This is a genomic window from Streptomyces sp. NPDC104309, from assembly GCF_055584025.1.
Genome location: NZ_JBVJMV010000003.1, coordinates 134804 through 147917, shown reverse-complemented (window position 1 = coordinate 147917; position 13114 = coordinate 134804). Strand labels below are relative to the sequence as shown.

Below are 13114 nucleotides of genomic sequence, written 5' to 3'. Positions count from 1 at the left end.
GCCCGCGGTAATTCGAGCTTTCCACTCGGGCCGGATTGCGTCCATACGTCGTGCCCCGCCGCGCGAGGCCGGGTGCCCGGACGGTGGAGTGCGGCGGGCGTGACTACGATGGGCCAGCCGGTGGCCGAAGGGGCCGCTCGGCCCACCGACCCTCGGGAAGGCCATGCTGAACAAGTACGCGCGTGCATTTTTCACGCGTGTCCTCACACCGTTCGCCGCACTGTTGCTCCGTCTCGGCGTAAGCCCTGATGCGGTCACTCTGATCGGTACGGCCGGGGTGATGGCAGGTGCGCTGGTCTTCTTCCCGATGGGAGAGTTCTTCTGGGGCACGATCGTCATCACGATCTTCGTGTTCTCCGACCTCGTCGACGGCAACATGGCCCGGCAGGCCGGCATCTCCAGCCGTTGGGGCGCGTTCCTGGACTCGACCCTGGACCGGGTCGCCGACGGGGCGATCTTCGGCGGGTTCGCGCTCTGGTACGCGGGCAAGGGCGACGACAACGTGCTGTGCGCGGTCGCGATCTTCTGTCTGGCGAGCGGCCAGGTGGTCTCGTACACGAAGGCGCGCGGCGAGTCGATCGGGCTGCCGGTCGCGGTCAACGGACTCGTGGAGCGCGCCGAGCGGCTGGTGATCTCGCTGGTCGCGGCCGGACTCGCCGGTCTCCACAAGTTCGGTGTCCCGGGGATCCAGATCCTGCTGCCGATCGCGCTGTGGATCGTCGCCGCGGGCAGCCTGGTGACGCTCGTGCAGCGGGTCGTGACCGTGCGCCGCGAGTCCGCCGAGGCCGATGCGGCCGATGCGGCCAAGGCCGCCGCTGCGGACCGGGGGAGCGGGGCCGCGCAGTGAGCGGCGCACCGGGCGAGGCGCGAGCCGGCCTGCGGGACCGGCTGACCGACGGGCTGTACGGGCTCGGCTGGGCCGCCGTGAAGAAGCTCCCCGAACCGGCCGCCCGCGCTCTCTTCCGCACCCTCGCCGACCAGGCGTGGAAGCGCCGGGGCAAGGGCGTGCTGCGGCTGGAGTCGAATCTGGCGCGGGTGGTGCCCGGGGCCTCCCCGGCCCGGCTCGCCGCTCTCTCCAAGGCCGGGATGCGCTCGTACATGCGCTACTGGATGGAGTCGTTCCGACTGCCCACCTGGAGTCCGGAACGGATCAAGGCGTCCATAGACGTGACGGACGCGTACCGGCTGACCGACGGGCTGGGCGCGGGCCGCGGCGTCATCCTCGCCCTCCCGCACCTGGGGAACTGGGACCTCGCGGGAGCCTGGGTCACCACCGACCTCAAGGTGCCCTTCACCACGGTCGCGGAGCGGCTCAAGCCCGAGACGCTGTACGACCGGTTCGTGGCCTACCGCGAGGGGCTCGGCATGGAGGTCCTGCCGCACAGCGGCGGCGCGGCCTTCGGCACCCTGGCGCGGCGGCTGCGCGCGGGCGGCCTGGTCTGTCTCGTCGCCGACCGCGATCTGTCGGCGTCCGGCGTCGAGGTGACGTTCTTCGGCGACACCGCGCGCATGCCCGCCGGACCGGCGCTCTTGGCCCAGCAGACCGGGGCCCTGCTCCTGCCGGTTACACTCAGTTATGACGACACCCCCGTCATGAAGGCGCGCATCCATCCGCCGGTCGAGGTGCCGGAGTCAGGCAGTCGTGCGGAGACGACGTCCTCGATGACACAGGCGCTGGCCGATGCCTTCGCCGTCGGGATCGCCGAGCATCCGGAGGACTGGCACATGCTGCAGCGGCTCTGGTCGGCCGACCTGGAGAACCGGGAGGACCGGCCGTGAAGATCGGTATCGTGTGTCCGTACTCCTGGGACGTCCCGGGCGGTGTGCAGTTCCACATCCGGGACCTGGCCGAACACCTGATCCGTCTGGGACATCAGGTGTCGGTGCTGGCGCCGGCCGACGACGAGACGCCGCTGCCGCCGTACGTGGTCTCGGCCGGCCGGGCCGTGCCCGTCCCGTACAACGGCTCCGTGGCCCGGCTGAACTTCGGCTTCCTCTCGGCCGCCCGGGTGCGCCGCTGGCTGCACGACGGCACCTTCGACGTGATCCACATCCATGAGCCGACCTCACCGTCGCTGGGCCTGCTCGCCTGCTGGGCCGCGCAGGGACCGATCGTCGCCACCTTCCACACCTCCAACCCGCGCTCCCGGGCCATGATCGCCGCGTACCCGATCCTGCAGCCCGCGCTGGAGAAGATCAGCGCCCGCATCGCGGTGAGCGAGTACGCGCGCCGGACCCTGGTCGAGCACCTGGGCGGCGACGCGGTCGTCATCCCGAACGGGGTCGACGTCGGCTTCTTCGCCGCGGCCGAACCCAAGGCCGAGTGGCAGTCGAAGGGGGCGCGAGGCCCGGTTGAGGGCGCCGGCGGGGGACGGGAGGGCGGCACGATCGGCTTCATCGGGCGCATCGACGAGCCCCGCAAGGGCCTGCCCGTCCTGATGAGGGCGCTGCCCGCGATCCTCGGCGCACGCCCGGACACCCGGCTGCTGGTGGCGGGCCGCGGCGACGAGGAGGAGGCTGTCGCCTCGCTGCCCGAGGAGATGCGAGGACGCGTCGAATTCCTCGGCATGGTGAGCGACGAGGACAAGGCACGGCTGCTGCGCAGCGTCGATCTGTACGTCGCGCCCAACACGGGCGGCGAAAGCTTCGGCATCATCCTGGTCGAGGCGATGTCGGCCGGCGCGCCGGTTCTCGCGAGCGATCTGGACGCGTTCGCGCAGGTCCTGGACCTGGGCTCGGCGGGCGAACTCTTCGCCAACGAGGACGCCGACGCGCTGGCGGCGGCGGCGATCCGGCTGCTCGGCGACCCGGAGCGGCGTGCCGAGCTGCGTGAGCGGGGCGCGGCGCACGTGCGGCGCTTCGACTGGTCGACGGTCGGGGCGGACATCCTCGCCGTGTACGAGACGGTGACGGACGGAGCGGCATCGGTGGCGGCCGACGAGCGCACGGGCCTGCGGGCGCGCTTCGGGCTGGCGCGGGACTAGGGTCTTCCGCCCGGATCACGCCGGGTTCGCGTGCCCTGGTGCCGCGGGGGCCGGGGCGTCCGGCGGCGACGCCCGTTCGCCCGCGCCGCATCCGCGCCGTCGGTGGGACGGTCACACCGTCCGCGGGCCGACGGTAGCCTTGCCGCCCGTGATCGAAACCCTCATCTGGATCGCCGTCGCGGTGGTCGCGATCGGTATGTACCTCAGCTGGACCGCCGGACGGCTGGACCGCCTGCACACCCGCATCGACGCCGCCCGTGCCGCCCTCGACGCCCAACTCCTGCGCCGCGCCTCGGTCACCCAGGAACTCGCCACCTCGGGTGTCCTCGACCCGGCCGCGTCCATCGTCCTGTACGAGGCCGCGCACGCCGCCCGGCAGGCGGAGGAGGAACACCGCGAGGTCGCGGAGAGCGAGTTGAGCACCGCGCTGCGGGCGGTCTTCGGCGAGCCGGCCCAGGTGGAGACCGTGAAGGAGATTCCCGGCGGCGAGGAGGCGGCCTTTGAACTCGCCGCCGCCGTGCGCCGGGTCCCGATGGCCCGGCGGTTCCACAACGACGCGGTGCGGGCGGCTCGTGCGCTGCGGCGGCACCGCACAGTGCGGTGGTTGCGGTTGGCCGGGCACGCGCCCTTCCCGCTCGCCTTCGAGATGGACGACGAACCACCGGTCGCCCTCGCGGACCGCCCCGTCAGCTGACCCGGCGGCTCGCCCCGCCCCGTACATGACCGGGCTCACAAGCCATCCCGTACACGTTCAAAACGATCCACCGGCCTTCCATTGGCCCTTGCTGTGGACTGGTCCCGGAGAGTTTGCTCAGCACTGCACCAATCAGCGCTTTCAGCGACTTTTTCTCCGAGTGAGGTCGATCCGTGTCCACGCTTCCCACCACCCCGCAGTCCGCCGATTCCCCGGCCACCGGCACCGCCCGCGTCAAGCGCGGCATGGCCGAGCAGCTCAAGGGCGGCGTGATCATGGACGTCGTCAATGCCGAGCAGGCGAAGATCGCCGAGGACGCGGGCGCCGTGGCCGTCATGGCCCTGGAGCGGGTGCCGGCCGACATCCGCAAGGACGGCGGCGTGGCCCGGATGTCCGACCCGAACATGATCGAGGAGATCATCGAGGCCGTCTCGATCCCCGTGATGGCGAAGTCGCGCATCGGTCACTTCGTCGAGGCCCAGGTCCTGCAGTCCCTCGGTGTCGACTACATCGACGAGTCCGAGGTGCTCACCCCGGCCGACGAGGTCAACCACAGCGACAAGTTCGCCTTCACCACCCCGTTCGTCTGCGGCGCCACCAACCTGGGTGAGGCCCTGCGCCGTATCGCCGAGGGCGCGGCCATGATCCGCTCGAAGGGTGAGGCCGGCACCGGAAACGTCGTCGAGGCCGTCCGTCACCTGCGCCAGATCAAGAACGAGATCGCCCGGCTGCGCGGCTACGACAACAACGAGCTGTACGCCGCCGCCAAGGAGCTCCGCGCCCCGTACGAGCTGGTCAAGGAGGTCGCCGAGCTCGGCAAGCTGCCCGTCGTGCTGTTCTCCGCGGGCGGCGTCGCCACCCCCGCCGACGCCGCGCTGATGCGCCAGCTCGGTGCCGAGGGCGTCTTCGTCGGATCCGGCATCTTCAAGTCCGGCGACCCGGCCAAGCGCGCCGCCGCCATCGTCAAGGCCACCACCTTCTACGACGACCCGAAGATCATCGCGGACGCCTCCCGGAACCTGGGCGAGGCCATGGTCGGCATCAACTGCGACACGCTGCCCGAGGCCGAGCGCTACGCCAACCGTGGCTGGTAAGCACTGATGAGCGATACCCCTGTGATCGGAGTCCTGGCTCTCCAGGGCGACGTACGGGAACACCTGATCGCCCTGGCCTCGGCGGACGCCCTGGCCAGGCCGGTCCGGCGTCCCGAGGAACTCGCCGAGGTCGACGGCCTGGTCATTCCCGGTGGCGAGTCCACCACGATGTCCAAGCTGGCGTCCCTGTTCGGCATGCTGGAACCGCTGCGCGAGCGGGTACGGGACGGAATGCCGGTCTACGGCACCTGCGCCGGAATGATTCTGCTCGCCGACAAGATCCTCGACCCGCGCTCGGGCCAGGAGACGGTCGGCGGGATCGACATGATCGTGCGCCGCAACGCCTTCGGACGGCAGAACGAGTCCTTCGAGGCGGCCGTGGAGGTCGCCGGTGTCGAGGGCGGCCCGGTGGAAGGCGTCTTCATCCGGGCTCCGTGGGTGGAGTCGGTCGGCGCCCGGGCCGAGGTGGTGGCCGAGCACGGTGGCCACATCGTCGCCGTACGTCAGGGAAACGCCCTGGCGACGTCCTTCCATCCGGAACTGACCGGGGACCACAGGGTTCACGCGTTGTTCGTGGACATGGTGCGCGCAGTCGGCTGACTCGATCCCGGTAGGATCTCCCGGGTTCGGATCGATTTTTGGTGACGCGAAGGAGAAGGCAGATGTCCGGCCACTCTAAATGGGCTACGACGAAGCACAAGAAGGCCGTGATCGATGCCAAGCGCGGCAAGCTCTTCGCGAAGCTGATCAAGAACATCGAAGTCGCGGCCCGTACCGGAGGCGTGGACCCCGATGGGAATCCGACCCTCGTCGACGCAATCCAGAAGGCGAAGAAGAGCTCCGTTCCGAACAAGAACATCGATTCCGCGGTCAAGCGCGGCGGTGGCCTCGAAGCGGGCGGCGTCGATTACCAGACGATCATGTACGAGGGTTACGGCCCGAACGGCGTCGCGGTGCTCATCGAGTGCCTCACCGACAACCGCAACCGTGCCGCGTCCGACGTGCGTGTCGCCATGACCCGCAACGGCGGTTCGATGGCCGACCCCGGTTCGGTCTCGTACCTCTTCAACCGCAAGGGCGTCGTGATCGTCCCCAAGGGCGAGCTGACCGAGGACGACGTCCTGGGCGCCGTTCTCGACGCGGGCGCCGAGGAGGTCAACGACCTCGGTGAGAGCTACGAGGTCGTCAGCGAGGCCACCGACATGGTCGCGGTCCGCACCGCGCTCCAGCAGGCCGGCATCGACTACGACTCGGCCGAGGCCAACTTCCTGCCCACCATGCAGGTCGAGCTGGACGAGGAGGGCGCGCGCAAGATTTTCAAGCTGATCGACGCGCTGGAGGACAGCGACGACGTCCAGAACGTCTTCGCCAACTTCGATGTCTCGGACGAGGTCATGGAGAAGGTCGACGCCTGAGCCACGCTCAGCACAGCCTTCGCGGACGGGCCGACGGGGACACACCCCGTCGGCCCGTCGCATTGTCAGTGCGAGCCGATAGCCTGCGGGAACAGGTGACCGATCGGTACGGAGGGGGCGTCCATGCGGGTACTCGGTGTGGACCCGGGGCTGACCCGGTGCGGTGTCGGCGTCGTCGAAGGCGTCGCCGGCCGGCCCCTGACGATGCTCGGCGTTGGTGTCGTCCGGACTCCGGCCGATGCGGAACTCGGCCACCGGCTGGTCGCCATCGAACGCGGCATCGAGGAATGGCTCGACGAGCACCGGCCCGAATTCGTCGCCGTGGAGCGGGTGTTCAGCCAGCACAACGTCCGTACGGTGATGGGTACCGCCCAGGCCAGCGCGGTCGCCATGCTCTGCGCGTCCCGGCGTGGCATACCGGTCGCCCTGCACACCCCCAGCGAGGTCAAGGCGGCCGTCACCGGCAGCGGCCGCGCGGACAAGGCACAGGTTGGCGCGATGGTCACCCGGCTGCTGAGACTCGACGCCCCGCCGAAACCCGCCGACGCGGCCGACGCCCTCGCGCTCGCCATCTGCCACATCTGGCGAGCCCCCGCCGTCAACCGCCTCCAGCAGGCGCACGCGGCGGCCGCCGCCGCGGCCCGCACCGCTCGTGTTCCCCGTTCACCCGCAGTCCCCGTCCGGAAGGTCCCCCGATGATCGCCTTCGTCAGCGGCCCAGTCGCTGCAATCGCCCCGACCACGGCCGTGATCGAGGTCGGCGGCATCGGCATGGCCGTCCAGTGCACACCGAACACCCTGGCCGGCCTCCGGATCGGTCAGGAGGCCAGGCTCGCCACCTCCCTTGTCGTGCGGGAGGACTCGCTGACCCTGTACGGCTTTGCCGCCGACGACGAGCGGCAGGTCTTCGAACTGCTCCAGACCGCCAGCGGGGTCGGCCCCCGGCTCGCCCAGGCCATGCTCGCCACGCACAGCCCGGACGCCCTGCGGATCGCGGTCGCCACCGGCGACGAGAAGGCGCTCACCGCCGTCTCCGGCATCGGCAAGAAGGGTGCGCAGAAACTCCTCCTCGAACTGAAGGACAGACTCGGCGAGCCCATCGGCGCCCACATCGGTCAGCAGGGCATCGGCACCGCCGTCACCTCCTCCTGGCGCGATCAGCTGCAGGCCGCCCTGATCGGTCTCGGCTACGCCACCCGCGAGGCCGACGAAGCGGTCGCCGCTGTCGCCCCGCAGGCCGAGGCGGCCCTGGCCGAGCACGGACAGGCGCCCGTGCCGCAACTGCTGCGTGCCGCGCTGCAGACCCTCAACCGCGCGCGCTGACCCGAGCGCGGCACATCCGGGGACACCCCGACGCCGGGCCGGGCACCGCGCGGCACCGAAACACCCGAGGCGGGACAGACTGAATGAACTGGGACGAGACCGGACCCGACACCGACGAGCGATTCGACGAGCGCGTCGTCGCCGCCGGCGCGGACGGCGAGGACACCGCGGTCGAAGCGGCACTGCGGCCGAAGGACCTCGACGAATTCGTCGGCCAGGAGAAGGTGCGCGAACAGCTCGACCTGGTCCTCAAGGCGGCCAGGGCCCGCGGCGCCACCGCCGACCATGTCCTGCTCTCCGGCGCGCCCGGCCTCGGCAAGACCACCCTTTCCATGATCATCGCGGCCGAGATGGGCGCGCCGATCCGGATCACCTCGGGCCCCGCGATCCAGCACGCGGGTGATCTCGCCGCGATCCTCTCCTCCCTCCAAGAGGGTGAAGTCTTCTTCCTCGACGAGATCCACCGCATGTCGCGGCCGGCCGAGGAGATGCTCTACATGGCGATGGAGGACTTCCGGGTCGACGTCGTCGTCGGCAAGGGCCCCGGAGCCACCGCCATCCCGCTGGAACTGCCCCCCTTCACCCTGGTCGGAGCCACCACCCGGGCCGGACTGCTGCCGCCGCCGCTGCGCGACCGGTTCGGCTTCACCGGGCACATGGAGTTCTACGCCCCCACTGAGCTGGAACGCGTCATCCACCGCTCCGCGCGCCTCCTCGACGTGGCGATAGACACGGACGGCGCCGCCGAGATCGCCGGACGCTCCCGCGGCACCCCCCGTATCGCCAACCGGCTGCTGCGCCGCGTCCGGGACTACGCCCAGGTCAAGGCCGACGGACGGATCGATCGCGCCGTCGCCGCCGCGGCGCTCGGGGTGTACGAGGTGGACGCCCGCGGCCTCGACCGGCTGGACCGTGCGGTGCTCGGCGCCCTGCTCAAGCTCTTCGGCGGCGGTCCCGTCGGGCTGTCCACCCTCGCGGTCGCCGTGGGGGAGGAGCGCGAAACCGTGGAGGAGGTCGCGGAGCCCTTCCTGGTGCGCGAAGGGCTGCTGGCCAGGACGCCGCGCGGGCGTGTCGCGACACCCGCGGCCTGGGCCCATCTCGGTCTCGTGCCTCCGCAGCACGGCGGAAAGGGACAACAGGGTCTGTTCGGGGCGTGATGCGTCACAGGTTCACCCATACAGGAACGACCGGGCGTCGCCGGGCGTTGTTCCATCGATGCGGACTCGCTTAGACTCCGCCGATGCCGCCCTTAAAGGTCGGTGTACCCACCCCCGTAGATCAGGCCGCCTTCCAGCGCGGTCGTGCGAAGGAAACTCGTCCCGTGAATCCCGTGACTCTCCTCCCCTTCATCGTGCTCATCGGGGCCATGTTCCTGATGACGCGGTCCGCCAAGAAGAAGCAGGCGGCCGCTGCCCAGATGCGCAATGAGATGCAGCCCGGCACCGGCGTCCGGACGATCGGGGGCATGTACGCCACCGTCAAGGAGCTTCACGACGACACGGTCCTCCTTGAGATCGCGCCCGGCGTCCACGCCATTTACGCCAAGAACGCCATCGGCGCCGTCCTCGACGATGCCGAGTACAACCGCATCGTCCACGGCGACGGCGAGGACGCCCTCGACCTCGACGGCACCGTCGTGCCGGACGACGCCTCCTCGCTGACCGAGGCCGGCGACGACGAGGACACCTCGGACGATGCCAAGATCGACCTGGGCAAGAAGGCCGAGGCCGAAGACGCCGAGCCGACGGACGCCGGGTCCGACAAGTCCGACAAGAAGTCCGAGGGCAAGACCGACGGCGAGGCCGACGCGAAGTAACCCACGACCCGGGGATGCCGTGAGCCCACCGGCGTCCGGCACTCCCCGGACCGTGCGATCTTCTGCGGGGGCGGGTCCCCACTACACTTCGTGGCCGCTCGGGCGCGTACCCGGCGCGGGGCGGTTGGACAGGGAGAAACGAGAAGGTGGCAGCACCGAAGAAGGGCCGAGGGCCGGCCGGCGGTCAGGGCAGGCCGGGGCGTTCCCTGGCTCTGATCCTGATCGCCATGGTCGCGCTCACCGGCGGGATGTTCCTGGCCGATCAGCCGACGCCACGACTGGGCATCGACCTGGCGGGCGGCACGTCCATCACGCTTGAGGCGAAGAGCGAGCCGGGCCAGGAATCGGCGATCAACAAGACCAACATGGACACGGCGGTCCAGATCATGGAACGCCGTGTCAATGGTCTGGGCGTCTCCGAGGCCGAGGTCCAGACGCAGGGCGATCGCAACATCATCGTCAACATCCCCAAGGGCACGAACTCCGCCCAGGCCCGTGAGCAGGTCGGTACCACCGCCAAGCTCTACTTCCGGCCGGTGCTGACCGTCGCCCAGGGCACGCCCGCCCCGGCGCCCAGCGCCTCGTCGTCGGGCAAGCCCGACCCGTCCGCGAGCCAGAGCGCCTCGGCGGGGGACAAGGGGAAGACGACGCCGAGCCCGGACGCCACGACCCAGGGCCGCGCGGTCACCGACGGTCTCAAGGCCGACTCCACGCCGGACCCCAAGGCGAGCGGTTCCGCCGGCACGACGCCCGCGCCCTCCGCGTCCGCTCCCTCTGCCGCGGAATCGGCGGCCGCCGCCAAGCTGCAGAAGCAGTTCGCGGACCTCGACTGCTCCAGCAAGGCCTCCCGGTCGAAGGCCGCACAGGGCGCCAAGCCCACCGACACGGTCGTCGCGTGCAGCTCCGAGGGCGACGCCAAGTACGTTCTCGGCCCGGCCGAGGTGTCCGGCACCGAGGTCAACAACGCCAAGGCCGGCTTCGACCAGCAGCGCGGCATGTGGATCGTCAACATGGAGTTCACCAAGAAGGGCTCCAAGGAATTCCAGACGATCACGAAGAAGCTCTCCGCGCAGCCGTCCCCGCAGAACCAGTTCGCCATCGCGCTGGACGGCGAGGTCGTCTCGGCTCCTTACGTGCGCACGGCCCTCAGCGGCAGTGCCGAGATCTCCGGCAGCTTCACCCAGCAGTCCGCCGAGGACCTGGCCAACGTGCTCTCCTACGGTGCGCTCCCGCTCTCGTTCAAGGAGCAGAGCGTCACCACGGTCACCGCCGCGCTCGGTGGCGAGCAGCTCCAGGCCGGCCTGATCGCCGGTGCCATCGGTCTGGCTCTGGTCATCATCTACCTGGTGGCGTACTACCGCGGACTGGCGTTCATCGCGCTCCTGAGCCTGCTGGCCTCCGGCATCCTGACCTACACGATCATGTCGCTGCTCGGCCCGGCCATCGGCTTCGCGCTGAACCTCCCGGCGGTCTGCGGCGCCATCGTGGCCATCGGTATCACCGCGGACTCCTTCATCGTGTACTTCGAAAGGATCCGCGACGAGATCCGCGAGGGACGTACACTCCGCCCGGCCGTCGAGCGTGCCTGGCCGCGTGCCCGACGCACCATCCTGGTCTCCGACTTCGTGTCGTTCCTCGCCGCCGCGGTGCTCTTCGTGGTCACCGTCGGCAAGGTCCAGGGCTTCGCGTTCACGCTGGGTCTCACCACCCTGCTCGACGTGGTCGTGGTCTTCCTGTTCACCAAGCCCGTCATGACGCTGATGGCCCGTACGAAGTTCTTCTCCAGTGGCCACCCGTGGTCCGGACTGGATCCGAAGCGGCTCGGCGCCAAGCCGCCGCTGCGCCGCTCGCGCCGTGTCAACGCCCCCACTGACCCGAAGGAGGCGTGAGATGTCGCGACTCGGCACTCTCGGCGCCCGTCTCTACCGAGGCGAGGTCGGCTACGACTTCATCGGCAATCGCAAGATCTGGTACGGGATCTCGATCCTGATCACCATCACGGCCATCGTCGGCCTGGCGGTCAGCGGCCTGAACATGGGCATCGAGTTCAAGGGCGGCGCGGTCTTCACCACGCCGAGGACGAGCGTGGGCGTCACCGACGCGGAGAATCTGGCGACGGAGGCCTCCGGACACCAGGCAATCGTCCAGAAGCTCGGCAACGGCGGTCTGCGCATCCAGATCACCGAGGTCGACACCGCGAAGTCCGACCAGATCAAGGACCAGCTCTCCAAGGACCTCGACGTCCCGACGGAGAAGATCGCCGCCGACCTGGTCGGCCCCAGTTGGGGTGAGCAGATCGCCAACAAGGCCTGGACCGGCCTCGGCATCTTCATGGTCCTGGTCGTGATCTACCTGGCCATCGCCTTCGAGTGGCGCATGGCCATCGCGGCCCTGGTCGCGCTGATCCACGACATCACCATCACGGTCGGGGTCTACGCCCTCGTCGGCTTCGAGGTCACCCCGGGCACCGTGATCGGTCTGCTGACCATCCTCGGTTACTCCCTCTACGACACGGTCGTCGTCTTCGACAGCCTCAAGGAGGGCACGCAGGGGATCACCAAGCAGACCCGGTGGACGTACAGCGAGATCGCCAACCGCTCCATCAACGGCACGCTGGTCCGCTCCATCAACACCACCGTCGTGGCGTTGCTGCCGGTCGCCGGTCTGCTGTTCATCGGTGGCGGTGTCCTCGGTGCCGGCATGCTGAACGACATCTCCCTGGCGCTCTTCGTCGGCCTCGCCGCCGGTGCGTACTCCTCGATCTTCATCGCCACGCCGCTCGTCGCCGACCTCAAGGAACGCGACCCGCAGATGAAGGCCCTGAAGAAGCGGATCCTCGCCAAGCGCGCGGCGGCCGCCGCCAAGGGCGAGTCCGCCGAGGAAGACGGGCCGGACGACGGCTTCCCGGTGGACGCCGCACCCGCCGCCGCGGTCGTCGGCCAGCGCCAGCAGCCCCCCAGGGGCCACGGCCGGACCCCGGGGAAGCGTCGATGACCAGCAGCACCACCGGAACCACCCGCGAGCTCCTGCTCAGCCGGATCCGCGATGTGCCGGACTATCCGAAGCCGGGCGTGATGTTCAAGGACATCACCCCGCTGCTCGCGGACCCGGCGGCGTTCACGGCCCTCACCGACACCCTCGCGGAGCTGTGCGTACGGCACGGCGCCACGAAGATCGTCGGCCTTGAGGCGCGCGGCTTCATCCTGGCCGCCCCGGTCGCGGTCCGGGCCGGGATCGGCTTCGTACCCGTCCGCAAGGCGGGGAAGCTGCCGGGAGCCACGCTCAGCCAGGCGTACGAGCTGGAGTACGGCACCGCCGAGATCGAGATCCACGCGGAGGACCTGTCCGCCGACGACCGGATCATGGTCATCGACGACATCCTCGCCACGGGTGGCACCGCCGAGGCCTCGCTGGAGCTGATCCGGCGGGCCGGAGCCGAGGTGGCGGGCGTCGCGGTCCTCATGGAGCTCGGTTTCCTGGACGGGCGGGCCCGTCTGGAGCAGGGTCTGCGCGGCGCGCCGCTGGAGGTTCTGATCACGGTCTGAGCAGCAGCCGACCGCAGGTGGCAACGGCTCATGAGCGAAGTACGGGCACCCGGGAACAACCGGGTGCCCGTTCCGCGTTGTCAGGGGTCCCACGGTCCCCGGGGGAGGTCCGGCCGCAGGATCGATACGATGGCCTTTCCGGGTACCCGGATCCGCATGAGGAGCGCTCTTGCCAGACGAGGCCCAGCCAGTCGCCGCCCCGCAGCCCGACAAGCACGCGGCGGCCCCAGCCACGCCTGGGAAG

At 70.0% G+C, this 13114-nt stretch carries 14 protein-coding genes; all 14 read left to right on the top strand.

All coding sequences use genetic code 11. The features are described from left to right. Positions 1-163 precede the first annotated feature (163 nt). The 14 genes from pgsA (at position 164) to ACZ68L_RS04635 (ending at position 12870) form a co-directional block, all read left to right on the top strand. Positions 164-847: a phosphatidylinositol phosphate synthase gene (gene pgsA, locus ACZ68L_RS04700; RefSeq protein WP_469574177.1), complete on the top strand. Its 684-nt coding sequence runs from the start codon at positions 164-166 to the stop codon at positions 845-847. Further along, complete coding sequence (locus ACZ68L_RS04695) at positions 844-1779, top strand: phosphatidylinositol mannoside acyltransferase (protein WP_469574176.1); 936 nt, start codon at positions 844-846, stop codon at positions 1777-1779. Before pgsA ends, ACZ68L_RS04695 begins: the two co-directional genes overlap by 4 nt. Continuing rightward, positions 1776-2984, top strand: a complete 1209-nt coding sequence (locus ACZ68L_RS04690; protein WP_469574175.1) for a glycosyltransferase family 4 protein — start codon at positions 1776-1778, stop codon at positions 2982-2984. The genes ACZ68L_RS04695 and ACZ68L_RS04690 overlap by 4 nt, the downstream gene beginning before the upstream one ends. A gap of 196 nt (positions 2985-3180) precedes the next feature. Then, positions 3181-3678, top strand: coding sequence for a hypothetical protein (locus tag ACZ68L_RS04685; RefSeq protein WP_469574562.1), 498 nt, complete (start codon positions 3181-3183; stop codon positions 3676-3678). Positions 3679-3851: 173 nt separating this feature from the next. Beyond that, positions 3852-4772, top strand: a complete 921-nt coding sequence (gene pdxS, locus ACZ68L_RS04680; RefSeq protein WP_093898403.1) for a pyridoxal 5'-phosphate synthase lyase subunit PdxS — start codon at positions 3852-3854, stop codon at positions 4770-4772. Positions 4773-4778: 6 nt separating this feature from the next. Further along, complete coding sequence (gene pdxT / locus ACZ68L_RS04675; protein WP_469574173.1) at positions 4779-5372, top strand: pyridoxal 5'-phosphate synthase glutaminase subunit PdxT; 594 nt, start codon at positions 4779-4781, stop codon at positions 5370-5372. Positions 5373-5434: 62 nt separating this feature from the next. Beyond that, a complete protein-coding gene (locus ACZ68L_RS04670) occupies positions 5435-6187 on the top strand; it encodes a YebC/PmpR family DNA-binding transcriptional regulator (RefSeq protein ID WP_351074295.1) in 753 nt (250 codons plus the stop codon). A 123-nt stretch (positions 6188-6310) separates the two neighbouring features. Then, on the top strand, positions 6311-6886 hold the full coding sequence (gene ruvC / locus ACZ68L_RS04665; RefSeq protein WP_469574171.1) for a crossover junction endodeoxyribonuclease RuvC: 576 nt from the start codon (positions 6311-6313) through the stop codon (positions 6884-6886). Beyond that, positions 6883-7509 carry a Holliday junction branch migration protein RuvA gene (gene ruvA, locus ACZ68L_RS04660; protein ID WP_469574169.1) on the top strand — a complete coding sequence of 209 codons (627 nt, stop codon included), beginning with the start codon at positions 6883-6885 and terminating at the stop codon, positions 7507-7509. The genes ruvC and ruvA overlap by 4 nt, the downstream gene beginning before the upstream one ends. Positions 7510-7592: 83 nt before the next feature. Then, positions 7593-8666 (top strand): Holliday junction branch migration DNA helicase RuvB, encoded by a 1074-nt coding sequence (gene ruvB / locus ACZ68L_RS04655; protein WP_469574167.1) that lies wholly within the window; start codon positions 7593-7595, stop codon positions 8664-8666. Positions 8667-8830: 164 nt separating this feature from the next. Continuing rightward, positions 8831-9325 carry a preprotein translocase subunit YajC gene (gene yajC / locus ACZ68L_RS04650; RefSeq protein ID WP_469574165.1) on the top strand — a complete coding sequence of 165 codons (495 nt, stop codon included), beginning with the start codon at positions 8831-8833 and terminating at the stop codon, positions 9323-9325. A 146-nt stretch (positions 9326-9471) separates the two neighbouring features. Then, positions 9472-11214 carry a protein translocase subunit SecD gene (secD, locus tag ACZ68L_RS04645; RefSeq protein WP_469574164.1) on the top strand — a complete coding sequence of 581 codons (1743 nt, stop codon included), beginning with the start codon at positions 9472-9474 and terminating at the stop codon, positions 11212-11214. A 1-nt stretch (position 11215) separates the two neighbouring features. Further along, positions 11216-12319: a protein translocase subunit SecF gene (gene secF / locus ACZ68L_RS04640; protein WP_469574162.1), complete on the top strand. Its 1104-nt coding sequence runs from the start codon at positions 11216-11218 to the stop codon at positions 12317-12319. Next, positions 12316-12870: an adenine phosphoribosyltransferase gene (locus ACZ68L_RS04635; protein ID WP_469574160.1), complete on the top strand. Its 555-nt coding sequence runs from the start codon at positions 12316-12318 to the stop codon at positions 12868-12870. The genes secF and ACZ68L_RS04635 overlap by 4 nt, the downstream gene beginning before the upstream one ends. The last annotated feature ends 244 nt before the right edge of the window (positions 12871-13114 follow it).

Coding starts and splice junctions, on each gene's coding strand:
- ruvA (WP_469574169.1), top strand. CDS start 6,883: ATGATCGCCTTCGTCAGCGGCCCAGTCGCTGCAATCGCCCCGACCACG.
- pdxT (WP_469574173.1), top strand. CDS start 4,779: ATGAGCGATACCCCTGTGATCGGAGTCCTGGCTCTCCAGGGCGACGTA.
- ACZ68L_RS04670 (WP_351074295.1), top strand. CDS start 5,435: ATGTCCGGCCACTCTAAATGGGCTACGACGAAGCACAAGAAGGCCGTG.
- ACZ68L_RS04685 (WP_469574562.1), top strand. CDS start 3,181: ATGTACCTCAGCTGGACCGCCGGACGGCTGGACCGCCTGCACACCCGC.
- ruvC (WP_469574171.1), top strand. CDS start 6,311: ATGCGGGTACTCGGTGTGGACCCGGGGCTGACCCGGTGCGGTGTCGGC.
- ACZ68L_RS04635 (WP_469574160.1), top strand. CDS start 12,316: ATGACCAGCAGCACCACCGGAACCACCCGCGAGCTCCTGCTCAGCCGG.
- ruvB (WP_469574167.1), top strand. CDS start 7,593: ATGAACTGGGACGAGACCGGACCCGACACCGACGAGCGATTCGACGAG.
- pgsA (WP_469574177.1), top strand. CDS start 164: ATGCTGAACAAGTACGCGCGTGCATTTTTCACGCGTGTCCTCACACCG.
- secF (WP_469574162.1), top strand. CDS start 11,216: ATGTCGCGACTCGGCACTCTCGGCGCCCGTCTCTACCGAGGCGAGGTC.